Origin of the sequence: Paraburkholderia nemoris (assembly GCF_905221015.1) — a bacterium.
Classification (GTDB): Bacteria; Pseudomonadota; Gammaproteobacteria; order Burkholderiales; family Burkholderiaceae; genus Paraburkholderia; species Paraburkholderia nemoris.
This window is the reverse complement of record NZ_CAJNBO010000003.1, coordinates 201,571-228,226: the sequence shown is the minus strand read 5'-3', so window position 1 is coordinate 228,226 and position 26,656 is coordinate 201,571. Positions and strand designations below refer to the sequence as shown.

Genomic DNA, 26,656 nt, shown 5'->3' with positions numbered 1-26,656 from the left:
AGATAATCCCCGACCGCTAAATCCAGGAGAGGAAGGATGTTCGAATTTGAAGGCAAGGTGGCGGTGATCACCGGTGCGGCAAGCGGTTTCGGCCGGGCGTTCGCGGAGAAGGGCGCGTCGCTCGGCATGAAGCTCGTGCTGGCCGATGTGAATCCCGAGGCGCTCGCGCAAGCCGTCGACGCATTGCGCGCGGGCGGTGCGGAGGCGATTGGCGTGCCGACCGACGTGTCCGACGCCGCCCAGGTCGAAGCGCTCGCGCAAGCGGCGCTCGACGCCTTCGGTAAAGTCCATCTGCTCTTTAACAACGCGGGCGTGGGCTCGGGCGGCTTCCTCTGGGAAAGCTCGGCGAACGACTGGGCGTGGGTGTTCAACGTCAACGTGATGGGTGTCGCGCACGGCGTGCGCGCCTTCACGCCGATCATGCTGCGGCAGAACGAACCCGCGCATATCGTCAACACGGCGTCTGTGGCGGGCTTGTTGTCGCCGCCCGCGATGGGTATCTACAACGCATCGAAGCATGCCGTCGTGTCGTTGACGGAGACGCTTTATCACGACCTGCAGTTGGCGCAAGCCGGGCAAACGGAGGGCGGCGCAGTAGGCTGTTCATTGTTGTGCCCGGCCTTCGTGCCGACCGGCATCGCCGACGCAGAACGCGCGCGGCCGGCGGATTTGCGCAACGATAGCCGGCCGACCCGCTCGCAGATCGCCGCCGGCAAGCAACTGCAGCGCGCGGTGCAATCGGGCAAGCTGACCGCGGCCGACGTCGCCGAGATCACGTTCGAAGCGATTGCGGCGCGGCGTTTCTACATCGTCACGCATCCGGGCATCATGGCGACGGTGAAGCTGCGTCATGAGGACATCGAGCAGTTGCGCAACCCGACTGATCCGATGTCGTTGAAGCCCGAAGTGAAGAACGCCAGCTAGGCGCTGTTTCCCCACTTTTGATCCACTAACTTGACCCACTAACCTTCGCCGCCCACGCGCCACTCGACGCCCAATGCCGCTGAACCCGAAAATCGAGCAGGTGCTCGACATGATCGCGCGCGCGAAACGCCCGCAACTTCACGAGTTGACTCCGCAACAGGCGCGCGCGTCCTACGAAAAAAGCGCGCCGATTCTGGAGATCGCGAGTGCGCCAATGTTCACGGTCGAAGACCTGCACGTGCCGACGCGCGACGGCGCGACGATTCGCGCGCGTCTTTATCAGCCTGTTGAACCGAGTTGGGCCGAGCCTGCGCCGGCGCTGGTGTATTACCACGGTGGCGGTTTCACGGTCGGCAGTGTCGATACGCACGATGCTTTGTGCCGGATGCTCGCGCGCGATGGCAAGTGCACGGTGCTGTCGGTCGATTACCGGCTCGCGCCCGAGTACAAATTCCCAACCGCGGTTGAAGACGCGTTCGATGCGTTGACCTGGCTGCACGCGCACGCTGCTGAGTACGGCATCGATGCGGAGCGGCTGGCCGTGGGTGGCGATAGCGCGGGCGGCACGCTGGCAACGGTGTGCGCGGTGTTGGCACGCGACGCGGGTATCAAGCTTGCGCTGCAATTGTTGATCTATCCGGGTACCACGGGCTATCAGCAAACCGATTCGCACTCGCGGCTCGCCAACGGCTTCCTGCTGTCGGGCGACACGATTCAATGGTTTTTCGATCAATACGTGCGCGATAAAAGCGACCGCGACGACTGGCGTTTCGCGCCGCTCGACGGGACGCGCGGCGCGCCGGATTTCGGCGGCCTTGCGCCGGCATGGATCGCGACCGCCGAATATGATCCTTTAAGCGATGAAGGCGATGCGTATGCGGAGAAACTGCGTGCAGCGGGAAATCGGGTCACGCTGAAACGTTACCCGGGCATGATTCACGAGTTCTTCAAGATGGGTGGCTACGTGCCTGACGTCGCAGAGGCGCATGCGGATGCCGCCGCGGCATTGCGGGCGGCGTTCGGCGTGGAGTAGTCTGCGCTCTGTATAGGCCGTCTGGGAGATCGTGCGATTGATCACCGACTGCACCATGGCGAGGCGGTCATTAAGTGATCGTCAGGCAGTGAATGGCCGGGCTAGTGGCCAAACGTTCGTCAGGCAATGTCGCGCTCGACATTGAACGCGAAGCTGCGCTCGAAATCGCCGGGTCGCACGATCCGATGCGAGCCGTTGTCATCGCTGCGTTCGGCGGCCGCTACGCTGATCACCTCGCCATTCGCGACCACGCGCACCGCGGTCGTGCCGCGCGTGCCGTACTCCGGCGTCTCGATAAACGCCGCCGACAACGCCCGCTCCCGTTCGAGCGGAATACCGGTAGACGGCAATTCGTCATCGCGCGCGAGGTGCGGATCGCGCATCAGATCGATCAGGCGCTCAAGCGGCGGCATCGCATCACGGGCGAGCATGGCGCCCAGTTCCGCACGCTTTTTAACCAGCTTCGGCCAGGCGGTATCGAGCACCGCGTTCGAGATACCGTGCGTGCCGGACTCGAGCAGTGTGGGCGCGGTGTTCGACCGGTTGCAGTACCAGCCGAGCTCGCGGCGCGTCCAGTCGCCGACGAGCAGATTGAAGCCGTTGTAGATGTCACCGGTTTGCGCGACGCGTTGCAGATAGTCGAGCGGGGTTTCGTGCGTCCCGTTGTCCGAGCCGTTTGCGGCGCCACTGAGCCAGTCGCTGACAAGCGTGCCGCGGGTCGGCGCATCGGCGCGCATTTCGTGCGGCGCGCGGTAATTGGTCAGCGCGGCGAAGCGGCCGTCGCGCGACATGCCGAGCCACGTGCCGCCGCCCACCAGATCGCGTCCGGCCAGTACGGTCGGCGCGTCATGCCACCAGCTGATCGGCTCCGCGGTGCGGCGAAAAAATTCGTCGCGATTCGCGGTGAGCGTGAAGAGCGGTCCGTCGACCGCATCGGGCCGCCAGTCGAAAACGATCAGGCACATCGGCGGGAGTCTCCCGGTGGGGACGGTGGAGGAACAGAGGCAGATGCCATGAAAAAGCGGCGCTCGATTGCGCCGCTCTGGTTCGGGAGCTTAAACCTCAGTCGGCAACCCATACGGCAACGCCAGGAACGTCAGCACCGGACCCTCCGCCGCGCCCAGATGCACCGTGCCGCCTTCGAGCGCCGCCAGCTTGATCTCCACCAGCACATCGACACCGCCCTCCGGCGCCGACGCCGCATTCACCACCATACCGCACGGTTGGCCGGGATCGGCTGAGTGGAACAGTTCGGCACCGGCCTTGACCGTTTCAAGTTCGCCCGTCACGTTCGCGAGCGAGGTGCGCCGCTTGATCGTGCCGCGATACTGGCTGCGCGCCACCACTTCCTGACCCGGATAGCAGCCTTTGCGGAAATTGACTGCGCCGAGCACGTCGAAGTTGACCATCTGCGGCACGAACTGCTCGACCACCGGTTGCGTGATGCGTGGTTCGCCCGCGCGAATGTCGAGCCAATCCCACACTGCCGGCGACACGCGCTTGAGCTTTTCATCGAGCAAGGGCAGGCGTGCCTCGACCGCCGCCTTCGGGCCGACCCACAGATAGCGCAACCGGCCGAGCGCGTCCGGAACGCGAATCAGCGACCCCGCCGTGCTGTCCACCTGGACGTGCACGCCGTCGGGCAACGCATCGAACACGCCGGAAAGCGCTTTGCGCACGTCGCCCGCGAGGCCCACCACCGCCAGTTCGCCGCTCGCATCAACCAGCTTGGCCTTGGCGCGCAGAACGAACATGGAGAGTCGTTTCTGCACGGCGGCCTGCACGTCCTTCGACACCAGCAAGCGAATCGTCTCGCCGGTGCGCCACGTCAGGAACGACGCCAGCAGCCGGCCCTTGGCCGAGCAATAGCCCGCAAGCCGCGCGTTGGCGGCGTCGAGGTGCTGGGTGTCGTTGGTCAACTGGCCGTGCAGGAAGCTCGCCGCGTCGTCACCGGTTGCGTCGATCACGCCGAACTGCGTCAGCGGCATGTAGGCGCCTTGCCCGATGACTGCGTCGAATTCGTCAGCGGCGGGGCGCGGCAAGACTGGAAGTCCGACGGGCGCGGAAGCCTGTGCCGTGGCAGCGGTGCCCGTGTGAGCAACTGCGGGCGCAACTGAAGGCGTGCCTGAAGCGGTAGCGAGCGGTGTGTTCATGGATTCCGGGAACAGTCAATTCTGACTTTAGCTAAGGCAAACAAGTATTATATGAGGTCCAACCCAGCCCAGTTTCGCATGACCCTGGTGAAATAAGGCTTTCGCAGAGCCTTATGCCGCAAGGGTTTGCACGTTTCCTGCATCCGGTTGTGCCCATATTGTGACCATGTTGGCGTGCTCTGCCAGATGATCCGGTGCAAGGTGGGCATACCGGAGAACGTGCTCATACTTCGCCCATCCTCCCAACTCCATCAGCCGGTTTAACGGCGTCCCTGCCTGCACGTGCCAGCTTGCCCACGTGTGGCGCACATCGTGGAACCGGAAGTTCTCGATTCCGGCGCGAGCGCATTGTCTGTCCCATTGCGCGCTGCACCAACTGGTCACCGGGATCGGTTTTTTGTTCCGCACGAATACAAACCGCTCATGTTGGCCGATCCATCGACGAATCGCTTCCACCGCATCATCGTTCAATGGCACGCCAATGGGCTTGCGCGCCTTGGCCTGGTCCGGATGTATCCATGCCCGCCGACTCACTAGATCGATCTGCGACCACTCCAGACCAAGGAGGTTGGCGCGGCGCAGCCCGGTGGAAAACCCGAGAATCGCCACATCCCGCATCCAGTCGGCCCGGATGGTGCTGATCAGCCGCTGTGCTTCCGTCTTCGTGATCCAACGGATGCGCCGGTTCGCCAGCTTCAGATCTTCCAGCTTTGGAGCCCGATCGATCCATTCCCATTTGTCGGCTGCCAGTTTCAGCATGATCCGCATGGTCGCGAGGTATTTGTTTTTCGTCGCACGCGAGACGGGTTTCTGCTCGGTCTTGCACCGCTGATCCCATTCCGGCAGCGCCGCGACGATTTCATCGCGGGTTATCGATGAGAGTTCGCGGCCTGTGAAGAACTTCCGGAAGTGCCGTAGGTGGATAGCCCGATTGTCGCAGTCCGCGAGGTCCGCGCTTTCCTTCAACATCCTGACGGCAGCATCATTCCATGTGTGCGCCGGCCGCTCTCCCATCCTCTCGATTCGCCAAAGCTCATGCTTCAGCTTGTCGTGATACTCCTGAGCCTCCTTTCTGTTGGCCGTTCCAGTAGTCTGTCTAATTCGTTTTCCACCCGGTGTGCGGATGTCGACGTGCCAAAGGTCCGAGCCTTCGCGCTTACGGATTGACATTTTGTGTTCTCCTGTTCCGTCCGCGCCGGTCGGTTGGAATTGTACTCTGTGGCTGATTTCAGACTGCCAGGCCAGATGCGCCACTGATTTCCGATCTGGAAGAAACCCATTTCTTCCTTGTGGGCGTAGACCGTCGAGTAGGAGACGCCGAGCAGCGCGGCAGCCTCCTTGAGGGAGAGAGCCTTTTCGCTCATCCCACCCTCCGCAACGTCATGCAAAGCTGTTGCCGCCGCGCAATCTCCGCGTCATAGCCTGATAGCAGGCCAGTCAGCACCGCATAGGTCCGCGGCTGCGCGACCGTCTCCGGGTCGATCTGCGGCTTCGGGCCGGCCTGTTTGCGCATGTGCTCGGTGCCAGCCATGATAAAGCTGACGCGCTTGTGCGGCTGCGTGACCCTCAACGTTCCGCATGCGACCATATCGAGCAGCATCTTTTTGACTTCCGCTGACGGCCATCTGATCAGGCGTGCGAGGTTGTGCGGTGCGTAGACCTGACCTGGCTTCATCAACTCGAGCAGAATTTCCGGCGTAGGCGCTTTCATTGCGTGTGGCATTGTCACATCTCCATTCTGAGCGGCCGGCGTTCGTCGGTAAGGCCGCATAGCCAGTCCAGCGAAACGTTCAATGCACGTGCGAGCTCGCACAGGTTCCAGAAGCTCGGTAGCGTGCCGGTCTCGTATTGGGATATCTCGCTCTTGCATTTCTTGATGCGCGCGGCGACTTCTTTCTGCGTCAGGCCCAGTTCCTTGCGGGCTTTGCGAAGGCGTTGGGCGAATGACTCGTAAGGCTCGGCGGGAGCTGGCGAATAGGTAATGAGTTCGGGCGTCATCATTTGGCTCCGGTTGCTGACTGCGCAGCGGTCAGATGGGATATCGTCTCTTCGACTAAGGCCAGATACCTCTGTCGAGTGGCGTCTGACTTGTCCTGTTGCCTATACGAATCGCTATCGGCCTGTTGCCAGTATGTCTGGCCGAGTTGCCATGCTTGCGACATGGCTTTGCGCAGAGCCGATTCCGTCAGCGCCACCCGTGTCTGTGCTGGCGGGGCGGCGTAGAGCAACGTTCCAATCGGCAGACTGTCCCAAGGCACTTTTGCTTCCATGTGGAAACCATGGATGTTGTCGCGCTGAATGTTCCCTACCGGCTCCGACGATTGCGCTGGCGCGGCATCTACCAACTTTCCCGGCGTCAACTTGCCAAGTAGCCGCTTTGCGTCCTCACGCACCGCTGCAACCTGTTCTTTCGTCCAATACTCTGCTGAGGGCACTACCCCCAACATCGCGTTGTACCCGGCGTTCAGCCGCTCGAAGTCGCCGCGCTGCGAATTGGCTTCGAACGCATCGTAGAATGCGCGCATCATTGCATCAGTAAGACCGGCGCGGCCTTCGTGCTTAGCGGGAGCCAACTTCCACCCTTCGGGCGCGACAGGCTTGCATGCAGATAGCAGGGACTCGACGAACGTAAGCAGTTCGGCATCCATCGTCTCGAAGTCGAGTCCGCTTGCGAGCGCGATCTGTTTGATTTGGTTGGGTGTCATAGTGTGGTCTCGAAAAGGTCGCCGATCGCTTTGCGCGTTCATACGAATCTCCAAAGCTCGCCATTACGATTCGATGCTGGGCGCGTATTCATCCACCGTCTTGCCGAATGACCAGGCAGCGCCGGCATGTGCAGTGCGCGTATCAGGCGGCACTCGAAGAAAGTACTCCTTGAACAACGGCTCATCCGGGACCGCTACGCCGATCGCGCGCATGGTGTTTAGCCGACGCATTACCGCATCCTCGCCGAACGCTTCTGCGGCCTGTGCGCGCGTCAGCTTGCCATCCGGTTCCGGCGTGCTATTGAGCACGCGGATCATCACGATCGGTTCATCGCCAGCCAGTTCCTTTCGATAGAGAATGCCGTAATCGTCCCGCTGGACCTGATGCGCGCCGGAATCGAGCAGATAGCGTGCGGCGTCGTATCGCTCGATCATCACGCGGCGCACCTCCGCGTTTGTCTCTTTGCCAATGCGCTCAACCGTTACCGATTCCGGATTCTCGATGATGTCGGCCGGCACGTTCACGCCGTGCACGTAGTAGAGCTTCCAGCCATCGCGATATGCGATCGCGGGACCATCTTCGCAGTGCAGCCGATGGCGTGCGTCGCGATTGATGATCGCGGGACGGTCCGAAATCGCCAGCACGTTTTCATGCCACCATACCCACCCGCACGATTCGGCCAGATCCTGCTCAATGCTGAATTTCGCGTCGACGGTCACGCCGACCACATCACGCATGAACGTTGCGAATGCAATCCATCCGGCGTGATAAAGCTGACCGCCGTATTCATTCCACCGTCCATCGCGAGCAAGGCGAGTGATTTCGTTTTCCTGAGCCCTGACCTGATCCCCGACCTGATCCCAGACCTGATCCCAGACCTGATCCCAGACCTGATCCCTGACCTGATCCCTGACCTGATCCCTGACCTGATCCCTGACCTGAGCCCTGACCTGATCCCTGACCTGATCCCTGACCTGATCCCTGACCTGAGCCCTGACCTGATCCCCGACCTGATCCCCGACCTGAGCCCAGACCTGATTCCCGACCTGAGCCTCGACCTGATCCCAGACCTGAGCCCCGACCTGAGCCCCGACCTGAGCCTCGACCTGATCCCAGACCTGAGCCCCGACCTGAGCCCTGACCTGAGCCCTGACCTGAGCCCTGACCTGAGCCCAGACCTGATCCCAGACCTGATCCCAGACCTGATCCCTGACCTGAGCCCTGACCTGAGCCCTGACCTGAGCCCCCAAGTCTGGTGCCTTCATGTTTTTCAGCATCCAGAAGGCGAGTGCGCCGCCGAAGGTTGCCGCGTATGGACTTCCCATGCGCAATATCACCATCGGCTTTTTCAGATTGAGCAGTTCATAGGCGCGCAGCGCTGCGGCATTGGCTTTCTCGAAGTCAGCCGACTCGGTGCTAAGGCCGATCTTCAGATAACGCTCAACCCATTCGCCGAAACGCGCCTGTTGCTCTGCGGTCAGGGATTCGATCTTTTTCATAGTGTCTCTCGGGGCGGTGATTTGGGGTTCTGGTCAGTCGGCGACGCTGCGAATTTCTTCGGGTGAATATTCACGCTGCGTACCAGCGCCGAATTTCGAGATTCGATAGACGCCAGGTGTGAGCGGAATCGCACCGTGTTCTTGATGTTGCAAGGTGGTCTTCTGCATAACCTGAAGAAAGCGCTCTGCGCCCACATCCCAGAGTTTTGCGGGGATCACGCCGGCCTCTGCAAAAATTGAATGATGATGACCAGTTGCCTCACCCAATGCGAGCGTGATTCGGTCCCCGGTCGGATCAACCTCTTTGGCATCCGAAGGGATAACGAATCCTTCAATGAGTTCGCAAAAAACGTCGCCTTGCCGTACTTGTCCTGCTTTCATTTGCTTCTCCTTTGCTCTACGTACACGCTCACGGGCCGCGTGTTTGGCCTTAGAAATCGGGTTCTTCTTAATCTTCTTTTGTGTGGCTCGTTCACAGGTTCTGCATCTGCGTCGACCATCACGCCTTACGAACAAATTCTCTCCAAATAGCGGATGCCCTTTATGGCAATGCGTTTTACGCCAGTTCTCGCGAACAATCGTTTCTCCGCGCAACACATTCACGCGACCTGTCACCGGTTCAACGTGGGAAGGATTTACACAACACCGGACCCGGCATAAATGGTCGAGTTCAAGTTCCGGCTCCACTGGTCCGGCGATCTCTTCATAAATCGCCCGGTGCGCAACTTGATCTTTACCGTCGCGTTTGACTCGCGCATATCCGCTGTTTTCGAATAACGCCCCAATCCATATCCAACAGCCGCACTCTGGGATGCGCTCGACTCTGGATTCGATCAACTCGTCAAGCGAAATGCGACGCGACATTGCTGTTCCTGCGAATAAAAAGAGAGCGCTATGCGAGCCGCCCTTAAACACGCCGCGCGGGAGACCACCGCGCAGGCTCCGGGGTTAGTCACTTGCTTCGGTCTGAGCTAAGTCAGATCCTTCGAACGGATCGCGCTCGTCGTTCTGCTCATCCGGTTGTCCATCAAACAGCGTCGGGATGTGATCCGGCGGCGTCAGGTCGATGAAGATTTCCTGCTGGAGACGCGTGGCAATCTTGCCGTGGTCGACCTCATCCTTCGGATGCGCCGTCACCTTGAAGCCGATGCCGACTGAGCCGCCTTCCTGCGCGACGAAGCGGATGTCTTTCAGGCCGCATTCCGCGAGCAGCACGTCTTCTGCGCCGGTAGCACCGATGCGGAAACGCAGTGTGTACCCGGCATACTTACGCGACCATGCAAAATCACGCATGAACGGGAAGCGCAGTTCCGTGAGGTCGGTATGATCCATAGGCAGTTCGCCAGGTGTCGGCTGAGGACGACGCCAGATCATCGGCGCCAGCGCGATATCAAAATCGTCAAGCAGCCATTGGGAGCCGACCAGATAGAGGCCAATCGAAAGAGCTGCGACGCGCTCTTTACCGTGCTTCTCGGCGACGTTCGTGCATGACACAATCTTGCAAAGCTGGTTCTGAAGCGTGAACATGGGTTCTCCTTGGGTTAGGCGAAGTGCTTGCTATGCAGCCGGTCGAGCGTTTCTACTTGGCACTCAGTGAGAGCGGTTACCTGACCTTCAGCCAGCCGCCGCTGCAATGACTGGACGAAGCCGGTTTCCCACTCAGACAGATCGGCGGTGCCGAGCATGCCGACTAGCCGCTCTATCATCGAAGAAGTGCTGACGTGGCGCATTACGCAGCCCTCTCCTGAAGTCGTTTGATCATCGCCTGCACCTCAGCCTCAAACTGCAACAGGCCGGGCAGCAAAACGCCGTTGATATACGCGTCGTCACGTGCGATGCGCTGGGTATAGAGCCGATACGGATCAGGCACGCGCGGATCGTAGGAGGCAAACAGCCACCACTTGCGGCCAGTGACCAGCATCCCGCCTTGCACCTGCGGGATATGGTCATCAGGCATGCCGGTGAGCAGCGTGTTGATGTGCACCGCCTCATCCATCGGACACTTGGACTCGTAGCCGCCGTCTGCTGCAATCAGGCCGTCAGGTGAGGCGCCAATGAACGCATAGCGGTCATGCGTCACGAAGTGGCCCGGCATGATGATCAGGCCCGTCTCCAGCTCGGCAGCATCCTTTGCGTACGACTCGATATCGGTTCCCCATTGCGTCGCGCGGCCACCGACTTCATGGCGCGGCGTGTCGGCGAGGCGTTCGAACACGATCTCGCGCATGTACTTCTCACGCGCGGCCGTTGGTGTGCGCGGCTTGGGATTGCCTTTCTTCGGACCGCTCTTGTACACGTCGCCGGGCTCGCCGCCAGAGAAGGCGATCGCATCACCGAATCGGCTTGCCGTGAGCTTTCCCGCTCGCGCCGCGCGCCATTCTTCGGTGCGCTGTTCGATGGCGTCACTCATCGTCTGCCCCCGGTTGGCGCTCCGCTTCTTCCGTCACCGGCTCGGCTTCCTGCTCAACCTCTGCCGCTTGCGTCTCGCCAACTGCGGCAATCTGCTTAAGGCGCGTCAGTTCAGCCGGGCCGATCGCCTTGCGATCTTCCTTCGTGAGCTTCGCCCATGATTCGGCAAGAGCTTCAGAACCGTAATTTCCGGCGACCGCTTCGAGGCCGAGAATCAGGCCCGTATGATGATCGGTAAGCGCCGGCCGCGCGTTGTCGGCAGCGGCCTGTGCGATTTGTACGGGCGTTTGCTTGGTCGGAGTAATGTCCTTTTCAGGCGGAATATCCATCACTTCTTCCGCGATCTGGATGCCCTTCAGCACGTCGGCGAAGTTGTCACGCAGCGTGAACGCGCGGGCGCGCATCTTTTTCATTCGCTGCGGATACTGAGCCCACGGGCCTTGCTTACCTACCAGGCCCGCTTTCTTCGCTTCCTCGTCGCCGAAGTGCTGGATATCTTCCGGCTTGCCGCGCCGCTTCACCTTGCAATAGGCGGTGCCTTTTTCTTCCCACTCCTGCACGTATTCGCAAAGCGGGGAGGCCAGCACCAGCGCAAGCACTGCGTCGCCCCATAGTGACGGACGGCCATTGATGACGGCGATGTTCTGCATGGCCTGCATCGGCTTCAGGCCAAGCTCCATGCCCCACTGGATAGCGACCAGCACGTTACCGGGCTTGCCGATGAAATCCTTCGGCACGATGCTGGAATCAGACAGGATTTCCGCGAGCTTCATGGCTTCATCGAGCGAGCGGGGCGACAGGTCTACGAGGTCATTCATTTAAGGCTCCATGCCCGAGACTCAGCCGGGCGTTAGGAATTCAAAAGGGGAGGTCTTCGTCTTCGAGTTGCGGTACTTCGAGAAAATATTCGGCACCGGCTTCGTCAATCGCGGTGCGCAATTGACTGGCGCATTTGAGATTGGGGCATTCGGTTAAAGCAGCAATACAGGCATTCAGTAGTAAATGCGCGGCGTTCCGGATCTTGGTGTCGGCCTCATCACGTATGCGACGCACTTCCGCTTCGTGTTCCGCTTGTTCACGAGCAGCCTTCGCTGCGGCAAGATCGGCTTCACGCTGCTTCGCTGCTGCTGCATCAGCTTCAGCACGGCGCTGCGCAGCAAGTTCGTCCTGCTGGCGCTGGAGTTCGGCGCGCGCTGCAGCCTGCTCGGCGTCGATCTTCTGTTGGCGTCGGCGCTGCTCGGCTGCGGCTTCTTCCTGCTGCCGCTGCATTTCTGCACGCTCGGCCGCCATGCGCTTTTCGTGTGCTTCGCGCTCGGCGCGGATCGCGTCGTCGGCCTTGCGCTGGGCTTCACGGCGGGCAGCGTCTTCAGCTTCGCGCGCAGCACGAATTTTCTCTTCTTGCTCGGCGCGTGAAGCCGCTGCGATGCGATCGCGTTCTTCCTGCTCGGCGCGCAGCTTCGCCAGTTCAGCGCGTTCTTCAGCCAGGCGCTTTGCTTCGGCTTCCTGCGCGAGCGCTGCGGCGTGCAGGCTGCGGAGCTTGTCGAGCGTCGCGCCGCGCGCCATTTCGGCCTCGCCGGTCAACTCAGCGAAACGCGGCACATCGATCAACAGTGCGACGAGATCGGTGATTTCGATCTCGATTTCAGCAGCCGATCGCCCGGTGGCGCGCACAGCGATAGTGCGGATATCTTCGATATGCTCGCGGATCAACGCGATGCGCCGCGCTTCCGCTTCGGCCTTCGCGCGCTTCTCGGCCTCGCGCGCTTCGTCCCACGCGTCGCGCAGTGTTAGCAAGCGCGTTTCTTCCGGTTCGATGATCGAGACCAAGCGCTTTTCTTCAGCGATCACCGCTTTGGAAAATGCGTTGGCATCGTCACGTGCGGACTTACCCGCTTTCGTAATGTCGGTGCGTGTATTGCGCAACGCCATCAATGCGCCGTGGGCTTGATCACGCGCGGCACCGTTCTTGATCTCTACGATCGTGACCGACTGTGCGACGAGTTCGCGCACATTGGCTTCACGTTCGGATGTCCCGAGCGCAACCGCAGCGCGCTCGATAACGGTCAGTTCGGTGGATTTCTTTGTAGTCACGGCATGCTCCAGTAAAGGGTGATTGCGGCTGCCACGATCGCAATGGCGAAAGCGATGTGGGGATGCTTCTCATAGAAACGGTCGAAGGCGCGGATCACGACTTCACCAGCACGATCAGATACCACCCGGCACCGACTGCCGCGAACAATGCGAACGCGAGGATCTTGTCGCGCAGTGGCGTCTTTGGCGGCTCGACGTGGAGCTTCGCGTATGGCCCGAAGGCGTCGTTGAGCGTGCGTGGCACGCGATCGCGGTGTTTCATTACCTCAGTCTCCAAATAAAAGATTCACGAAGTCCTGACCGAGCAGCGCAACGAGAATGATCAGGACAGTGAAGATTCCAGCCAGCGCGCAGTGGATGCCGATCATCGCGTCGGCGTGCATCAGATCGTCCAAGGTCGGGCGTGCGCGCTTGTCTCGCCACTGTCTGCGTCTGTGGAGGGTGACCATCACGAGCACCCTCCGATATAGGTCATCAGCAGTGCGCAGCCGTCGATCAGCAGAACGAGTAAGCCGAGGATGAGGAGGCCGGTCATGTCAGTTACTCCACGCCGCGACTTCGCGATCGATCCGATCAAGCCAGTCATGCGCCATGACTTCGCTGTCCTGTTCGATGAACATATGCACCAGCGCGCGGGCCATCACGCCGAACACCTGCATATTCCCGGCGAGCAGATGAGCGCGCATTGCCTCTGCGGCGCCTTCGTTCGCGCTCTGCAGGCCCGCGACGATATCGATAGGGGCCATGGCAGCCATGCGCTGAACGATCAGTTCCTGCGTGCGTTTGGCGATGAGTTCGTCTCTGGCTTCCTCGGCATCGATCGCGTTGTCCATCTTCGACTTGGCGCGCTCAGTCGCGTGTTCCGACATAGCCGCGGCCTGTTTCGCGCAATAGGTGAGAGTGCTCATACCTCGTCTCCACATTCAGAACAGCAGTTGCGCATATCGACGTGCACGCCGCGAGCGCCCCAATATTCGTAAGCGCCGATGCCGCAGTCACGCTTCACGATCACGGCGTCTTCACCGCAGCTCTCGCAGACGATGTGCTCGCCGGTGGGTTCGTCAAGATCGATGTAATCAGGTTCGTCGAGGTTCATGTTCAGCCCCAGACAAAGTTCTTCGCTTGCCAATCGATGGTTTCCGTCCGGACATGCATCCGGTGACCATCCGGGCAAACATATTCGGTGAGCACCATGAACGCATACTGCAGCGCGAGGAAGGTGCAGACATAGCCGGTGATCTTCATGACGATCTCACTTGCCCGCGTAGGGCGTGAATTCAGCTTTCTGGAACTGGGCCATTTCGGCTTGCGGCCATGGCTGGTAGTTGTCGACCATCGAGTACCGGCTACCATTGCCGCTCTGCCCAGCTGCCGCGCTCGACGAGCCACCGAACGCGCCCGGTGCGGCGCCGAGAGCACCACTGTTGCCGCCGCCGTGGTGCCCGTGGCTGGCCGATGTGTTCGCCGCGTGAGCCGAGGTGGCCAGCGCGAGGAGGAGGATTGCGGTGATGGGTTTCATGGTGGTCTCACTGAGTGTGGTTCGTGGGTCAGTGAGATAAATATAAGACACGTATGTCTAGGTGTCAAGACAAAGATGTCTAATTTTTCGCGAGCGAAAACGGCGCGGGGGTGCGCCGAAAATCAGAGAGACTGCTGCGCGTGCAGAACCTGGACGATTGCCATTGCGAGGCCGGTCAATAGCGCGGTCGCATCCTCGTGGGTGAGTATGCGTAGCGTATTTTCTCGGAGGCGCCCATGTTCGGCTTCCAGAACGATCGCGGAGCCGTTATTGAATGGTCGAGGGCCCTCCTGAATCGGCCCTTCGTTCTTGATTAGATATAGGTCCGGCCTTGCCGCATCGCCCATGGTGCAACCCTCGGAATGGGATGGAGCTTTAATCGCTCCGAATAGGGCACTTACGGCCCCTTACAAAGATGGGCTTATTGTGCAGCTTTTTTTTCTTCCGGGATACGGGGGGGCGCATCGGGCATAGCGATGGCTAACATTGAGGTCAGGATCGCAATCGTTTGATCTGTAAGCTTTCCTTCATTCTCCAGATCAATCAAACGCTCGATTAAGGCTGCTAATGGGCCTTTGATCCGCGGTTTGATCGCGAGTTGATCCGGCGTCATACCAGGGCAAAGCAGTAGAGGCTCCGCGACGCGCAGTTTCTCTGCGATCTCGGAAAGAGTATCGAGTTTTGGTTCGATATCGCGATTGACGATTCGGCCGGCTTGACGTTGCCCGATCCCCGTTTCTTTTCCAAGTCGCTCCTGGGTCCATTCGTTTTTTTCCGCGAGCGCTCTCAGGTTGTCACTGAGGACCACCAAGGCGCGGGACGGCGTTTTTCTGATTGGTTTAGACATAGTGTGGAGGCTACCCATAAGGTTCAGTCATGTGTGACTTGCGTTCTAAGACAGACATGTCTAAAATGAAATCGCCCCAATCCAACCCGTAGAGCGAAGACGCCATGGATGAACTTCAAACCCTCCGCGAGTGGCTTTCGAAACAGCCGCTCACGCCGCTTGCTCAGGCGACCGGCCTTAACCGCCGCACGCTGCAACGGATCGCCACGGACAACTACAACGTGAAGGTCGACAAATACCTGATCCTGAAAGCCGCCATGGAACGTTCCCTCCAGGAACAGGCGACCGTCTGATCGAGTTTCCCGAAGGCGCTCTTGTGGCGCCTTTATTTGGCCATTTTTGGCCTCTCAACACCACACAACTTGCTTGCGAACCGATGAGCACACAGGCCGGAATCCCCGTAGAGGTAACGATCAGAGAGATCGAGCGCGAAAAGACGCTAGGCGGCGCAATCAGTCTGTGCGCGAAAGCGGCCGGCTATGAACTCGACAAGGAATTGCAGCGCGAACTCGACGTAGACAAGGCCCAATTCTCCCGCTGGCAGTCAGGGCAGGAGGGCATCGTGTGGCCGAAGCTGGTCCGGCTTATCTCGGTGTGCGGCAACGATGCGCCCGTGCTGTGGATGCTCTATCAGCTCGGTTATGACCTTTCCAGCCTGCGCAAACGCGAGACTGAAACCGAACGGATGCTGCGCGAGGCCATGGAAGAAATTGAATCACTGCGCAACGAGCGCGAAGTCACGATGCGCGTGTTGCGCGAGATCCGGAGCGCAGCATGACAGTCGCAGAACTCATCGAGGAATTGCAGAAGTTCCCGCCGCATCATCCGGTCGTCATTGAATATCCGGGCGATTGCGAGGATTTCACAGCCCCGGCTTTCGAATTGGGATCGATCGAGGATGCGCGCGAGAAGGCCGTGTTTGCTCATCACCAACCTCTCGTCGTTCTGTCGGCAGCAGGGTGGTGCAAATGAGCGACGTTCTCACCCTCAGAATGCTGCTGGTTATCGTGCTGGCGTTCGTCGGCGCGTGGAGGATGGTTTGATGTCCTGGATAAAAATGCGTGACGAATTGCAGACGCATCCGAAAGTTGTCCGGATTTTGTCCGCAACCAAATCTGACAAGTTTCGCGTCGTCGGTGGTTTGCATGCCGTGTGGTGCATTTTCGATCAGCACAGCATCGACGGGGTGCTTGTCGGATACACACCTGAAACTCTCGATCACATCATCGGTTGGAAAGGGTTCGCTGACGCCATGATTTCAGTTGGATGGCTCACTCATGACGGCTCTGAAACCCTTGTGTTACCTGAGTTCGAAGAACATAACGGCCAGTCCGGAAAGCGACGCGCTGAAGACCAAAAACGGAAAAAAGGCGAACGAAAAGCGGACAAGATGAATGAGTTTTATGGACAAGAGTCCGTAAACGATTCGGACAAAAGTCGGACAGAAAGTGGGACGCGAGGTGGAGTAGAGAAAGAGAAAGAGAAAGATAAGAGTAAACCTAAAAACATACGCTTCGATGCTCTCGCTCATCTCGAGTCGCTGGGTGTCGAGCAAAAAATCGCATCGGACTGGCTGGCGCTTCGCAAGGCGAAAAAGCTCGCACCGACCGAGACCGCCTTTGCTGGCGTTCTGCGACAGGCAGAGCGGGCTGGGATTTCGATGAACGACGCCGTGCAGACCTGCTGCATCCGCGGCTGGGGAGGGTTCGAAGCCGCGTGGCTGAAAGATCGCCCGGCAACTCCCTCGAGCGGTTCATCCGTTGCCGACGAATACGCCGACCTGATGCGAGGTTCCCTGTGAATCCCCTGCCGCTCAATGCCCAATCGTTGCTCGAGCTACGCGCACACGGTCGCATTCCCGAACTGCCGGTGCTGGTGTCGCTGATCGGCAAGCTCGAGTTCACGAATCTGACGCTGCATGCACAAGCGGGCGAATCGTGCGACTGGCATTGCATCGCTGCGCTCGAGGTCGAACTGTTCGTCTCACTCGCTGTGCCGTTCCCGAAGCTTCTTCGCACGCTGGCCGATATCGCCGCTGCGGTGCCGAAACGCATGATCCTGACCTTCGCTGAAGGCGCTTGTGTCGATTGCGGCGAAATGCGCTCGGTAACGGACTTTGCGTTATTCGACTGGTTCCCGATGGTGGTCACACCGCGCCGCGCAAAGCCGGCCGACCACATCCGCGCATGGAACGACGGTGAGATGATCGCCCGCAAGCTCTGGAAGGCGCTCGGTGACACGCTGCCGATCCCGTACGACAAAGCCATGGATCTGGTTGTGCAGATTGCCGCGGAGAACCAGCCGTGCGCCTGATTCCTGACAACATCGATTTCGCCGCCTACGTGCAGGATGAGGACGACGGCCGTGCTGACGTGCGCCGCGCATCGGAATGGGCTGACGCCGTAGCGAAGTATTTCCATGGCGAGGAAGAACAGGCGCTTGGACAGGCTACGCCATGGTCAAAAGTCGAGAACCGGCTGATGTTCCGTCCGGGCGAGGTCACGTTGTGGGCCGGTGTCAACGGCCATGGCAAGTCCGGTGCTATCGGCTACGTCATGCTTAACGCCATGGTCGACGCCGCTCGAGCCTGCATAGCGTCGTTCGAAATGGCGCCTGAGGCAACCATGAGCCGCATGTGTCGGCAGGCTGCCGGGTCGCATCTGCCAACGCTCGAGCTGATCGACCAGTTTCACCGCTGGACGGACGATCGCCTGTGGATTTACAACCACCGCGGCCGCGTCACACCAGACCGGCTGATAGCCGTTTCGCGCTACTGCCGCAAGGAACTTGGCATCGATCACATCGTCATCGACAGCCTCATGAAATGCGGTCTGGCGCCTGACGACTACACCGGCCAGAAGAATTTCGTCGACTCGCTATGCATTCTCGCTCGAGATACCGGGCTGCATATACACCTCGTGCACCACATGCGCAAGGGCGAGCGCGAAACCGATATGCCGGACAAATTCGGTATCAAGGGCGCGGGCGAGATCACCGATCTGGTCGACAACGTGCTCGTGGTATTCCGGAACAAGCGCAAAGAATCGCAACTCGAGGCCGAAACCGATCCGGCCAAGCTCGAGGATATCGCCAAGATTCCCGATTCATTCCTGATCTGCGCCAAGCAGCGGCATTTCACGTGGGAAGGAAAGATAAGCCTGTGGTTCGACAAAGACAGCCAGCAATTGCTCGAGCAGCCGGACCGTACACGCCGTTACATCGACTTTGGAGCAGGGAAATGGAAACAGGAGTGGAAGCGATGAACGACCAACCCATCCGCGATCAGGCCCGCGCCATCCGCGAGCAGCACGACGCGCGGCCCGTAGCGCCTCAGGAATCGCCGAGAGAGGCACGCTACAGGGTCGAGCGCGAGAAGGCGCAGGCAGAGGCTAAGGCGCAACCACATCGGGGGTATTGAGCATGAACTGCAAAATCGGAGATATGGCGATTGTGGTTTTTGGCGGGTTAGGTCCACAAACACCCGGAATCGTTGGATGTGTCGTTGAGATCATTCGTCAGGTTGAACCGTGCGAATACTTCACGAGCGTTTGTGGAAACCAGATGCGCAGAAAAAGCAGCATCCCAGCATGGCTTGTTCGCAGCTCGCGGCCGCTGCCTTGGTTGGTATCTCGCGGGCCTAACTCCGGAGAGATTTTTTACTTTACAGAGCGTCCCATTGCCGACCAGAACCTTCGCCCTGTCTCAGGACTTCCCGTCATCGACGAAGTAACCGAGAAACTGAAGGAGCCAGCATGAACACCACTACCCACGCCCGCGCGCGCGAATTAACCGGCTGGTTTCCGGCTGATGTCAAGCCGGTGCATGTCGGTGTTTATCACGTTCGATATCCATCAACTATGCCCAGTCTTGGAAAATTCCTATGGGCGCGATGGAATGGTGAATTCTGGACCGCTGCGGAAGAGAAGTTCATTTGGGTTGAGGAGGAAATGAATCCAGGCGGCGTGCAATGCAAAGAATGGCGCGGCCTGACGGAGGCAGCATGACCGAGACGACCAAACGCGACATTCGCTACGTCACCATCGAGCCGGGCCGCATCTCCCTGCACGGCATCGCCCTCACTGACGGCGAATACGCGGTGCTGCGCGGGATCGCGGAGAGGATGAAAGTGCGGCATTGGAGCGATTGCGCGACGCATAACGAGCCTGCCTATCGCAACGGCCCGTGTGACTGCGAGGAGAGTGCGCCATGCTGATCGCCATCGACCCCGGCATCAAAGGCGCGCTGGCGTTCTTCAATCCGCATGGCTGCATGGGTGTGCACGACATGCCTGTGCGCACCAAGCCCGGCACCAGCAAGATTCGCAACGAGGTTGATCCGAAGGCGTTGCAGGCGATCCTTCGACGCAATGTGCCGCCCGACGAGAAAGGCCTTGTCGTCATGGAATCGCTTAACGCCTTCATGGGCAGCGGCGAGGAACGGCACGGCTCGATGGCGTCTCAAGCATCGCTGGCCGCCACCAAGGCCGTGATCTGCACCGTCTGCGAGCTCAGCGGCTTCGATATGGCCTTCGTATCGCCCAAAGCCTGGCAGTCTTTTTTCGGTATCAAGGCCACGCGGACGGAGACCACTAAGCAGCAATCGCTGCGGCTGGCGCGCTCTTTGTTCGGCATGGAGTACTGCCCGTTGCAGAAGCACGACGGGCGTGCGGATGCGCTTCTCATTGGCCGCTACGGTCAGCGGCATCTGGTTTAACGCAAGGAGAAAACGGACATGTGCTCAGAAATCGACGAACGCACGCGCGAGAACCCGGAAGGGGCGATGAGGCATACCGAGTTGCTTGACGTCCAGTTGCATGAGATGCAGAAGGCCCGCGCTCAGGAGCTAGCGCGCATTCAGGAAATATGCGGCATGCCTGGCGATGAGCGCTATGAGGCTCGCACAAAGGCGGCTGCGCAGGCCTATAACTCGGCATGGCCGTGGCCGGTGGGCGTCAAGGAGGTGGCTTTGGAGCACAACGCACTGGTTCAGCGACTCCGTGAGAATGCGGGCGTAGAGCCAAAACCGGAAGCGCAGCACTTCGACACCGAGGCGCACCGGGCGTTTATGCGGGGGTTGGGATGACCACGAAACTCTGCAAGGACTGCAAGCACGTGAAGCTTCCGCATCCACTGGCTAACTTCGCTTATGGTCACGTAGTCGCTTTCCCGATGTGCGCTCATCCCACGGCAACGGTTGATCCGGTCTACGGGCACACCGTCGAGAAGTGCGAGATGGCGCGAATGGGTCCGAATTGCGGGCCTGATGCGAAGCTGTTCGAGCAAGCGCCCCCATATGAGCCGCCAAAGTTGGTTCCGCTCGAACCTGTCGAGCCGATCCGCACCGGCTTTCTCGAACGCATCTTCGGGAGGTGGTTCTGATGTTCTCGACTTTGGGTAATGAGCGGCCTAATCGCTGCGAGAAATGTCGGCACGCAGTCACGGAGAAGCGCGCGCAACCGGACTATCCGCGCTGCAATTCTGACGCATATACGCCCGGCGGCAGCTATCCTCAGCCTTACATTCAAGTCGACGTATTGGTTTGCAAGCGCATGCCGCCGACGCCCAACAAGGACGGCAATGGAATGTCGCCGGTGGTTCTGAAAGGCGACTACTGTGGCGAGTTCGAAAGCGCCGATTGATCACCATCAACGGGGGGGGGAAGGATGGACTTGCGAGCGCTCGAACTGAGGCTTGAGAACTGGTCGCGGGCGCAACGCTCGGGCGGTGGCGGCAAGGGCGGCGCATGCAGCGCTGAGGGCATGTATCGCCGGCCGGGCGTGATGTACCGGGACGCGCCTTCCAGCCTGCCATCGGTCGATCTGGCCGACGCCAACCTCGTCAATGAGGCATGGAAGCGCCTGATGCCGCTAGACAAGGACGTGCTGATGCTCCACTACGTCTGGCGCGCGCCGTCGTCGTTCATCTGCCGTCGGCTGAGGCTGAAGCAGGGGCGCGGGCATGAACATGTATGGGACTTCGCGCTATGGCATGCTCAAGAAAGTATTGACAAGAGATTGAAAAAGGTGGCAGACATTGCAAATCCAATAAGAGCAGCCTATACTCTGCGCCAACTGATTACCGATTCCGTCGATTGACGAGTGAACTGGCCTGAAGGTCCGGGCCAGCTTCACTCCGAGATTCCGAGCCCCGCCGAGCGCAAGCTTCGCGGGGCTTTTGCTTTTGGAGCCCGAAATGGCCAAGCTTTCCGCAGCACAGCGCAAGTCCATGCCCGCCAAGGAGTTCGCTGGCGGCAAGCCGAAGGGCGACGCGACCGGCCGTTTCCCGCTCAATGACAAGAAGCACGTCGCGGCGGCTGAATCCTACGAGCGCTTCGCCACGCCGGCTGAGAAGGTCAAGATCGACGCGGCAGCGAAGAAAGCATTCCCGGGCCGCGGCGAACGCACCGCGACGCACAACAACACGAAGCATCCCGACTCGCACGACGCCTGGGAAAAGCTGGGCTCCTGACATGCCCGCTGCTCTCGGTTGGCTCGCCGGTTTCTGCGCGGCGGCCGCGATCACGTTCGTCCTGACGCTGGCGGTCAAGTGGGCCGTCTACCTGATCCGCGTGGTCCGGAGGCGTCATGGCCGGTAAGAAAGGGCAGGCGCCGCGTGTGGAGTTCTCGCAAGGGCTATTCGACGGTATCTGCAAGCGCATTGCCCTTGGCGGCAGCCTGCGCTCTATCTGTGCTGAAGACGGAATGCCAGACCGCGCCACTTTCAACGGTTGGCGCAAGCTCACCGACGCTTTGCAGACCCAATACGACCAAGCATGCAAGGACCGCGAGGATCATTATTTCGAGCAGATCGTCGACATTGCCGATGAATGCCGCGTGGGTATCAAAAAGACCACGAAGGCCAATGGCGACGTTGAGACGGTCGAGATTGATATGGTCGAGCGCGCCAAGGTGCAAATCGATGCACGCAAGTGGGTGCTTGCCAGGATGAATCGGAAGAAGTTCGGCGACCGCGTGACCAATGAGCACGTCGGCGAGGACGGTAATCCCATCGCACTGCTGCTCCAGCACGTCGAAGGCACGACGCTCAAACCCAAAGGTAGTGCGTGATGGATCCGCGCCTGAAGCTCGAAGACTGGAAAGACCCGGTCTGGCGGCTTCACAACCTGTACTGGATCACAAACAAGCGCAACGAGGTCGTCAAGTTCACGCCGAACGCGGAACAGGCCGATTTCCTCGAAGCGCTGCACTACCGCAACGTCATCCTGAAGGCGCGGCAGCTTGGCTTCTCGACGCTGATCCAGCTGATCTTCCTCGACGCGTGCGTATTCAGCTCCAACGTGCGCGCGGGCGTGATCGCTGACTCGCTGGAAAACGTCACGACGATCTTTCGCGACAAGATCAAGTTCGCGTACGACCGTCTGCCGGATGGCATCCGTGCCGAGCGCTATCCAGTGCAGGACAGCACGAGCGAACTGCTGCTCTCGAACAACTCCAGCGTCCGCGTGGGCACGTCGATGCGCTCCGGCACGCTGCAATACCTGCACGTGTCGGAGTTCGGCAAGATCTGCGCGAAGCATCCGGAGAAGGCGCGCGAGGTCATGACGGGCGCTATACCGGCCTTGGCTCAGGATGGCTTCCTGTTCATCGAGTCAACCGCGGAAGGCCGCGAGGGCGCGTTCTACGACATGGTGGAGCGTGCCCGCAAGCGCGCTGACCGTCACCACCTGCCGATCGAGGAAAAGTTCCACTTCTTCCCATGGTGGGGCCGCGACGAGTACGAGGCAGATCCCGGCACAGTCACGCTGTCGCCGAACGATCACAAGTACTTCGAGAAGATCGAGCGCGAGACTGGCGTCCCGTTGAATGACCGCAAGCGCGCCTGGTACGTGGCGACGCGCATGGTTCTGATGGGCGACATGAAGCGGGAGTATCCGAGCACCGCAGCGGAGGCATTTGAGGCTTCCAACGAGGGTGCGTGGTATCGCGAACAGTTCGACATGCTGCGCCGCGACCGGCGCCTGTGCCGCGTGCCGTATGAACCGTCCGTGCCAGTCAACACGTTTTGGGACTTGGGCGCGAATGACACCACGGCGATCTGGTTTCACCAACTTATCGGCCCGGAACATCGCTTCCTGCGCTTCTACGAAGCCAACGGTCGCACGCTCGATCACTTCGTCAAGTTCCTGACGGACACCGGCTACAACTTCGGCAAGCACTATCTGCCGCACGACGGCGACCACAAGCGGCTGCAAACCGGATTCCAGAATCGCAGCATCAAGCAGATGCTCGAAGACCTCTCTGTGCGCAACATCGATATCGTGCCGCGCATCGACGATGTGACGCTCGGCATCAACCAGACGCGCATGGCCCTGTCGAGCGCCTATTTCGACGAAGAAAACTGCAAGGAAGGCCTCGACCACCTTGAGAAGTACTCGAAGGAATGGGATCTGACGCGCGGCTGCTGGAAAGACTACCCGCGGCATGACTCGCACTCCAATGCGGCCGACGCGCTGCGGCAGTGGGGCCAGAAACAGAAAAATCTCGCTACCAAGATAGATTGGGGCGGTCCTCTCAACTACGGGAAAATGGCGATCGCATGAGCATTGCACTGGAAGCGAAGATTCACGCGCTGGAAGCGGCATTCGTCGAGTTCAAGCGAATGACTGCGGAGCAGAACGCGAAAATCATGGAGCGTTTGATCGCGCTTGAGCAGGCGAATGCCAGCAAGACGGTGCAGAAGCCGGGGCGCAGCAATGGCTAAGGGCGAGCGCATGACCGACGAGGAGTTGCTGGCGCAAATCGGCATGTACGAGAAGTCCGCCCTCGGCTCCAGCGTCTCTGTCGGCCCGAGTGTGGGCGGCAGCGTCAAGCCGGCGTCGCAGAGCATGACAACGCTCGAAATCGACCGATACAACGCGCTGAATGCCTACTACGCGCGCCCGCTCGGCAACGAGATCGACGATCGCAGCCAGATCGTCATGCCTGAGTTGCGCGATACCGTCGAATGGATCATGCCGACGCTCATGGAGATCTTCGTGGGCAGCGGCAAGCCGGTGCAGTTCGATCCGCAGTCGCCGGATGACGAAGATCAGGCCGAGATCGAGACCGAGGTCGTGAACCACGTGTTCATGCGCCAGAATCCGGGCTTCTTCATCCTGCACGACTACTGCAAGGACGCGCTGCTGCTGCGCAATGGCTACATCAACTCGTACTGGTTGAAGAAGCGCAAGACGAGCGTCGAGAGCTACACAGGGCTGGGCGAGACCGAACTGACGAAGATGTTGCAGGACGCCGAGCAGAAGGGCGACGAGATCGAGATTCTGGAGCAGCGCGAGGAACAGACGCTCGTCATGCCTGCATCGGGAATGCAGCCACCGCCTGGTATGCCACCGCAAGGCGCACCTGGCCAGCCGTCCATGCCTCCGCAACCGCAGATGCAATCCACGTTCGATATCAAGCTGCGCCGCACGTCCATGGTGGGCCAAGCCAAGGTCGAATGCGTGCCGCCGGAAGAGATGCGCGTGTCACCGCAGGCGCGGCATGGTCTCGAAGAAGGCCCGTTCGTCGAGCACGAATGCAAGAAATCGCGCTCCGACCTGAAGGAAATGGGCTTCGATCCGGAAGTTGTCGACAGCATCAGCATCGCCACGCCAGATTGGCTCGACCTGATCTCGCTGGCTCGCGATGAAGTCACCGACCAGTTGAGCGAGGAAGAGCCAACCGATCCGGCAAGCCAGCAGGTCAGCCTGCGCACGGTGTACATCCGCGTCGACTTCGACGGCGACGGCATCACGGAATTGCGCCGCGTCATGGTGGGCGGCGACAAGATCCTCGACAACGATGAAGTCGAGGAAATGAGCTTTACCAGCGGCTCTCCGATCCGCATGCCGCACCGGCACGTCGGCATCAGCTACTACGACCTGCTGTACGACCTTCAGGTCATCAAGACCACGCTGTTCCGCCAAGGCCTCGACAACCTCTACATCGCGAACAATCAGGGCTACGCGGTCGATTGGCAGAAGGTGAATATGGGCGACCTGCTCACCTCGCGCCCCGGTCGCATCGTGCGCACGGACGGGCCGCCGGAAGGCGTCATCATGCCGCTCTCGATGCAGTCGAACATCATGGCGCAGATCGTGCCCGCCATGGAGTACTGCGACCTGCAGCGCGAAATGCGCACCGGCATTGGCAAGGACACGATGGGCGTCGATGCGGATGCGTTGCAGGACGTGACCAAGGGCGGCCAACTGGCATCGATGGCCGCCGCGGCGAAGAAGGTCATGCTGGTGGCACGCCTGCTCGCTGAAGGCCTGAAAGACACCTTCGAGAAGATTCACGGCCTGTTGCGCCGGCATCAGCAGCAGGACATGACAATGAAGCTCACCAACGGTCGCTGGCTCACTGCCAACCCGGCCGACTGGAAGGAGCGTACTGAATTGCTGATCAACGTCGGACTCGGTTCCGGCACACGCGAGGAAGCGCGCCAGAACATCATGCTGCTCGGGCAGGCTCAGAAGGAACTGGCGCCGTTCGGCCTCGTCGGCCCGAAGCAGGGCTTCAACACGTTCCGCAAGGTCTGCCATCTGCTCGGCGAAGAGAACGCCACGCAGTACGCGATGGACCCGGATTCGCCCGAATATCAGCAGTACATGCAGCAGCACAAGCCGCAGCCGAACCCGGCCGTGCAGGTTGCGCAGATCAAGGAACAGGGCGCCATGCAGCGCGCGCAGATGGATGCTCAATCCACCGCGCAGCAGACGCAGAGCCAGCAACAGATCGAGCAGGCCCGCAGTCAGGCCGATCTTGCCAAGGCGCATGCCGAACAGATCACTGCGCAGGCCGAAATCATGCACGGCACGCAGCAGGCCGGCATGGACCGCGACGCGCAAATGGCGCAGATCAACTCGCAGGAGTGGCAGACGCTGGTCAAGGTCATCGGCCAGATCGTGGCGAGCCAACTCAAGCAGAACGCGGCGGCCGATGCTGGCGCGATGGTCAATCAGGATGTGAGCGAGGTGCAGCGTGGATCATGATACTCAAGCCAAACAGCCCATGACGCTCGCCGATCAGGTCGAGATCCTTAAGGACGCTCGCGCTGGACTGCACATGTGGAAGATGGACACCAGCGGTGTCGATCGGATGCTCGCGCAACACGGCGTCGATGTCGACACTCTACCGAAGCACGACTATTCGAAATGCGATTACAGCACGCAAGGAGCGCAAAACCGTGGAGCATGACGAACAGGCGGAAATCATCCGTGGCGGCAAAGCGGCGCTGGTGCTTGATTCGACCGTGTTTCTCGAAGCCAAGCAGCACGTGCTCGAGGGCATCCAGCGCCAGATGCGATCGGTGCCGCTGTCCGAGCAGAACATGCACACGCGGTTGATCCTCGCGCTTCAGGTGTGGGATCAGCTTGAGAAGTATCTGGAGAACGTCAAGCAGACCGGCGAGATTCGCCAGTTCCAGATCGCGCAGGACGAGGAGCGTAAGGCGCGCTTCAAGATTTTCGGGTGAC

The 26,656-nt window shown here is 60.1% G+C and carries 44 protein-coding genes; 23 read left to right on the top strand and 21 right to left on the bottom strand.

Annotated elements, in window-relative coordinates:
* The first annotated feature begins 36 nt into the window (after positions 1-36).
* Positions 37-924: an SDR family oxidoreductase gene (locus KHO33_RS05880; RefSeq protein ID WP_200564539.1), complete on the top strand. Its 888-nt coding sequence runs from the start codon at positions 37-39 to the stop codon at positions 922-924.
* A gap of 73 nt (positions 925-997) precedes the next feature.
* Complete coding sequence (locus KHO33_RS05875; RefSeq protein WP_200564540.1) at positions 998-1,957, top strand: alpha/beta hydrolase; 960 nt, start codon at positions 998-1,000, stop codon at positions 1,955-1,957.
* Between the two features lie 119 nt (positions 1,958-2,076).
* On the opposite strand, the gene KHO33_RS05870 is transcribed toward KHO33_RS05875, so the two are convergent.
* The 21 genes from KHO33_RS05870 to KHO33_RS05775 form a co-directional block, all read right to left on the bottom strand.
* A complete protein-coding gene (locus KHO33_RS05870; protein WP_054042691.1) occupies positions 2,077-2,922 on the bottom strand; it encodes an NRDE family protein in 846 nt (281 codons plus the stop codon).
* 90 nt (positions 2,923-3,012) lie between these two features.
* Positions 3,013-4,110, bottom strand: a complete 1,098-nt coding sequence (ygfZ, locus tag KHO33_RS05865) for a CAF17-like 4Fe-4S cluster assembly/insertion protein YgfZ (protein ID WP_054042693.1) — start codon at positions 4,108-4,110, stop codon at positions 3,013-3,015.
* A gap of 111 nt (positions 4,111-4,221) precedes the next feature.
* Positions 4,222-5,235, bottom strand: coding sequence for a tyrosine-type recombinase/integrase (locus KHO33_RS05860; RefSeq protein WP_407946166.1), 1,014 nt, complete (start codon positions 5,233-5,235; stop codon positions 4,222-4,224).
* The gene (locus KHO33_RS42895) at positions 5,151-5,474 is read right to left on the bottom strand and encodes a helix-turn-helix domain-containing protein (RefSeq protein WP_407946163.1); all 324 of its coding nucleotides are present in this window, start codon (positions 5,472-5,474) and stop codon (positions 5,151-5,153) included. Before KHO33_RS42895 ends, KHO33_RS05860 begins: the two co-directional genes overlap by 85 nt.
* On the bottom strand, positions 5,471-5,833 hold the full coding sequence (locus tag KHO33_RS05855) for a hypothetical protein (protein ID WP_211629208.1): 363 nt from the start codon (positions 5,831-5,833) through the stop codon (positions 5,471-5,473). The genes KHO33_RS42895 and KHO33_RS05855 overlap by 4 nt, the downstream gene beginning before the upstream one ends.
* A gap of 2 nt (positions 5,834-5,835) precedes the next feature.
* Positions 5,836-6,111, bottom strand: coding sequence for a helix-turn-helix domain-containing protein (locus tag KHO33_RS05850; RefSeq protein WP_211629207.1), 276 nt, complete (start codon positions 6,109-6,111; stop codon positions 5,836-5,838).
* A complete protein-coding gene (locus KHO33_RS05845; RefSeq protein ID WP_211629206.1) occupies positions 6,108-6,815 on the bottom strand; it encodes a hypothetical protein in 708 nt (235 codons plus the stop codon). Before KHO33_RS05845 ends, KHO33_RS05850 begins: the two co-directional genes overlap by 4 nt.
* Before the next feature lie 63 nt (positions 6,816-6,878).
* Positions 6,879-8,315, bottom strand: a complete 1,437-nt coding sequence (locus KHO33_RS05840; RefSeq protein ID WP_211629205.1) for a DUF6745 domain-containing protein — start codon at positions 8,313-8,315, stop codon at positions 6,879-6,881.
* A gap of 33 nt (positions 8,316-8,348) precedes the next feature.
* Positions 8,349-9,179 (bottom strand): HNH endonuclease, encoded by an 831-nt coding sequence (locus KHO33_RS05835; protein WP_211629204.1) that lies wholly within the window; start codon positions 9,177-9,179, stop codon positions 8,349-8,351.
* An 84-nt stretch (positions 9,180-9,263) separates the two neighbouring features.
* On the bottom strand, positions 9,264-9,842 hold the full coding sequence (locus KHO33_RS05830) for a hypothetical protein (protein WP_211629203.1): 579 nt from the start codon (positions 9,840-9,842) through the stop codon (positions 9,264-9,266).
* A 14-nt stretch (positions 9,843-9,856) separates the two neighbouring features.
* Positions 9,857-10,045: a hypothetical protein gene (locus KHO33_RS05825; protein WP_211629202.1), complete on the bottom strand. Its 189-nt coding sequence runs from the start codon at positions 10,043-10,045 to the stop codon at positions 9,857-9,859.
* Positions 10,045-10,725 carry a lambda exonuclease family protein gene (locus KHO33_RS05820; RefSeq protein ID WP_211629201.1) on the bottom strand — a complete coding sequence of 227 codons (681 nt, stop codon included), beginning with the start codon at positions 10,723-10,725 and terminating at the stop codon, positions 10,045-10,047. The genes KHO33_RS05825 and KHO33_RS05820 overlap by 1 nt, the downstream gene beginning before the upstream one ends.
* Entirely contained in the window at positions 10,718-11,542 is an 825-nt protein-coding gene (locus tag KHO33_RS05815) for a hypothetical protein (RefSeq protein WP_211629200.1), read from the bottom strand. The genes KHO33_RS05820 and KHO33_RS05815 overlap by 8 nt, the downstream gene beginning before the upstream one ends.
* A 40-nt stretch (positions 11,543-11,582) precedes the next feature.
* On the bottom strand, positions 11,583-12,815 hold the full coding sequence (locus tag KHO33_RS05810) for a coiled-coil domain-containing protein (protein ID WP_211629199.1): 1,233 nt from the start codon (positions 12,813-12,815) through the stop codon (positions 11,583-11,585).
* Between the two features lie 94 nt (positions 12,816-12,909).
* Complete coding sequence (locus KHO33_RS05805) at positions 12,910-13,077, bottom strand: hypothetical protein (RefSeq protein ID WP_211629198.1); 168 nt, start codon at positions 13,075-13,077, stop codon at positions 12,910-12,912.
* A 4-nt stretch (positions 13,078-13,081) separates the two neighbouring features.
* Positions 13,082-13,267, bottom strand: a complete 186-nt coding sequence (locus KHO33_RS05800; RefSeq protein WP_211629197.1) for a hypothetical protein — start codon at positions 13,265-13,267, stop codon at positions 13,082-13,084.
* 84 nt (positions 13,268-13,351) lie between these two features.
* Entirely contained in the window at positions 13,352-13,723 is a 372-nt protein-coding gene (locus KHO33_RS05795; protein WP_211629196.1) for a hypothetical protein, read from the bottom strand.
* The gene (locus KHO33_RS05790) at positions 13,720-13,911 is read right to left on the bottom strand and encodes a hypothetical protein (RefSeq protein WP_211629195.1); all 192 of its coding nucleotides are present in this window, start codon (positions 13,909-13,911) and stop codon (positions 13,720-13,722) included. Before KHO33_RS05790 ends, KHO33_RS05795 begins: the two co-directional genes overlap by 4 nt.
* A 2-nt stretch (positions 13,912-13,913) precedes the next feature.
* The gene (locus tag KHO33_RS05785) at positions 13,914-14,060 is read right to left on the bottom strand and encodes a hypothetical protein (protein ID WP_211629194.1); all 147 of its coding nucleotides are present in this window, start codon (positions 14,058-14,060) and stop codon (positions 13,914-13,916) included.
* Positions 14,061-14,067: 7 nt separating this feature from the next.
* Positions 14,068-14,334 (bottom strand): hypothetical protein, encoded by a 267-nt coding sequence (locus KHO33_RS05780; RefSeq protein WP_211629193.1) that lies wholly within the window; start codon positions 14,332-14,334, stop codon positions 14,068-14,070.
* Positions 14,335-14,755: 421 nt separating this feature from the next.
* The gene (locus tag KHO33_RS05775; protein ID WP_211629192.1) at positions 14,756-15,181 is read right to left on the bottom strand and encodes a helix-turn-helix domain-containing protein; all 426 of its coding nucleotides are present in this window, start codon (positions 15,179-15,181) and stop codon (positions 14,756-14,758) included.
* 104 nt (positions 15,182-15,285) lie between these two features.
* Between KHO33_RS05775 and KHO33_RS05770 the strand changes: the two genes are divergently transcribed.
* The 21 genes from KHO33_RS05770 (at position 15,286) to KHO33_RS05675 (ending at position 26,655) form a co-directional block, all read left to right on the top strand.
* A complete protein-coding gene (locus tag KHO33_RS05770; protein WP_211629191.1) occupies positions 15,286-15,474 on the top strand; it encodes a hypothetical protein in 189 nt (62 codons plus the stop codon).
* An 83-nt stretch (positions 15,475-15,557) separates the two neighbouring features.
* Positions 15,558-15,959 carry a hypothetical protein gene (locus KHO33_RS05765; RefSeq protein WP_211629190.1) on the top strand — a complete coding sequence of 134 codons (402 nt, stop codon included), beginning with the start codon at positions 15,558-15,560 and terminating at the stop codon, positions 15,957-15,959.
* Positions 15,956-16,153, top strand: coding sequence for a hypothetical protein (locus tag KHO33_RS05760; protein ID WP_211629189.1), 198 nt, complete (start codon positions 15,956-15,958; stop codon positions 16,151-16,153). The genes KHO33_RS05765 and KHO33_RS05760 overlap by 4 nt, the downstream gene beginning before the upstream one ends.
* Positions 16,101-16,982: a hypothetical protein gene (locus tag KHO33_RS05755; protein ID WP_211629188.1), complete on the top strand. Its 882-nt coding sequence runs from the start codon at positions 16,101-16,103 to the stop codon at positions 16,980-16,982. Before KHO33_RS05760 ends, KHO33_RS05755 begins: the two co-directional genes overlap by 53 nt.
* Complete coding sequence (locus KHO33_RS05750) at positions 16,979-17,494, top strand: histidine ammonia-lyase (protein ID WP_236074660.1); 516 nt, start codon at positions 16,979-16,981, stop codon at positions 17,492-17,494. The genes KHO33_RS05755 and KHO33_RS05750 overlap by 4 nt, the downstream gene beginning before the upstream one ends.
* Positions 17,485-18,444, top strand: a complete 960-nt coding sequence (locus KHO33_RS05745) for an AAA family ATPase (protein WP_211629187.1) — start codon at positions 17,485-17,487, stop codon at positions 18,442-18,444. Before KHO33_RS05750 ends, KHO33_RS05745 begins: the two co-directional genes overlap by 10 nt.
* Before the next feature lie 157 nt (positions 18,445-18,601).
* Positions 18,602-18,937 carry a hypothetical protein gene (locus tag KHO33_RS05740; protein WP_211629186.1) on the top strand — a complete coding sequence of 112 codons (336 nt, stop codon included), beginning with the start codon at positions 18,602-18,604 and terminating at the stop codon, positions 18,935-18,937.
* A complete protein-coding gene (locus tag KHO33_RS05735; protein ID WP_211629185.1) occupies positions 18,934-19,185 on the top strand; it encodes a hypothetical protein in 252 nt (83 codons plus the stop codon). Before KHO33_RS05740 ends, KHO33_RS05735 begins: the two co-directional genes overlap by 4 nt.
* Positions 19,182-19,394, top strand: coding sequence for a hypothetical protein (locus KHO33_RS05730; RefSeq protein ID WP_211629184.1), 213 nt, complete (start codon positions 19,182-19,184; stop codon positions 19,392-19,394). The genes KHO33_RS05735 and KHO33_RS05730 overlap by 4 nt, the downstream gene beginning before the upstream one ends.
* Positions 19,388-19,894: a RuvC family protein gene (locus KHO33_RS05725; protein WP_211629183.1), complete on the top strand. Its 507-nt coding sequence runs from the start codon at positions 19,388-19,390 to the stop codon at positions 19,892-19,894. Before KHO33_RS05730 ends, KHO33_RS05725 begins: the two co-directional genes overlap by 7 nt.
* A gap of 18 nt (positions 19,895-19,912) precedes the next feature.
* Positions 19,913-20,263: a hypothetical protein gene (locus tag KHO33_RS05720; RefSeq protein ID WP_211629182.1), complete on the top strand. Its 351-nt coding sequence runs from the start codon at positions 19,913-19,915 to the stop codon at positions 20,261-20,263.
* Positions 20,260-20,559 carry a hypothetical protein gene (locus tag KHO33_RS05715; protein ID WP_211629181.1) on the top strand — a complete coding sequence of 100 codons (300 nt, stop codon included), beginning with the start codon at positions 20,260-20,262 and terminating at the stop codon, positions 20,557-20,559. The genes KHO33_RS05720 and KHO33_RS05715 overlap by 4 nt, the downstream gene beginning before the upstream one ends.
* A gap of 290 nt (positions 20,560-20,849) precedes the next feature.
* Positions 20,850-21,275 (top strand): hypothetical protein, encoded by a 426-nt coding sequence (locus KHO33_RS05710; protein ID WP_211629180.1) that lies wholly within the window; start codon positions 20,850-20,852, stop codon positions 21,273-21,275.
* A gap of 97 nt (positions 21,276-21,372) precedes the next feature.
* The gene (locus tag KHO33_RS05705) at positions 21,373-21,648 is read left to right on the top strand and encodes a hypothetical protein (protein WP_211629179.1); all 276 of its coding nucleotides are present in this window, start codon (positions 21,373-21,375) and stop codon (positions 21,646-21,648) included.
* 1 nt (position 21,649) lies between these two features.
* Positions 21,650-21,775: a hypothetical protein gene (locus KHO33_RS42590; protein WP_268963243.1), complete on the top strand. Its 126-nt coding sequence runs from the start codon at positions 21,650-21,652 to the stop codon at positions 21,773-21,775.
* Positions 21,765-22,247, top strand: coding sequence for a terminase small subunit-like protein (locus KHO33_RS05700; protein ID WP_211629178.1), 483 nt, complete (start codon positions 21,765-21,767; stop codon positions 22,245-22,247). The genes KHO33_RS42590 and KHO33_RS05700 overlap by 11 nt, the downstream gene beginning before the upstream one ends.
* Complete coding sequence (locus KHO33_RS05695) at positions 22,247-23,740, top strand: terminase (RefSeq protein WP_211629177.1); 1,494 nt, start codon at positions 22,247-22,249, stop codon at positions 23,738-23,740. The genes KHO33_RS05700 and KHO33_RS05695 overlap by 1 nt, the downstream gene beginning before the upstream one ends.
* The gene (locus KHO33_RS05690; protein ID WP_211629176.1) at positions 23,737-23,901 is read left to right on the top strand and encodes a hypothetical protein; all 165 of its coding nucleotides are present in this window, start codon (positions 23,737-23,739) and stop codon (positions 23,899-23,901) included. The genes KHO33_RS05695 and KHO33_RS05690 overlap by 4 nt, the downstream gene beginning before the upstream one ends.
* Complete coding sequence (locus KHO33_RS05685) at positions 23,894-26,173, top strand: portal protein (RefSeq protein ID WP_211629175.1); 2,280 nt, start codon at positions 23,894-23,896, stop codon at positions 26,171-26,173. Before KHO33_RS05690 ends, KHO33_RS05685 begins: the two co-directional genes overlap by 8 nt.
* Complete coding sequence (locus tag KHO33_RS05680; protein WP_211629174.1) at positions 26,163-26,378, top strand: hypothetical protein; 216 nt, start codon at positions 26,163-26,165, stop codon at positions 26,376-26,378. Before KHO33_RS05685 ends, KHO33_RS05680 begins: the two co-directional genes overlap by 11 nt.
* Complete coding sequence (locus KHO33_RS05675; protein WP_211629173.1) at positions 26,368-26,655, top strand: hypothetical protein; 288 nt, start codon at positions 26,368-26,370, stop codon at positions 26,653-26,655. The genes KHO33_RS05680 and KHO33_RS05675 overlap by 11 nt, the downstream gene beginning before the upstream one ends.
* Position 26,656 lies beyond the last annotated feature (1 nt).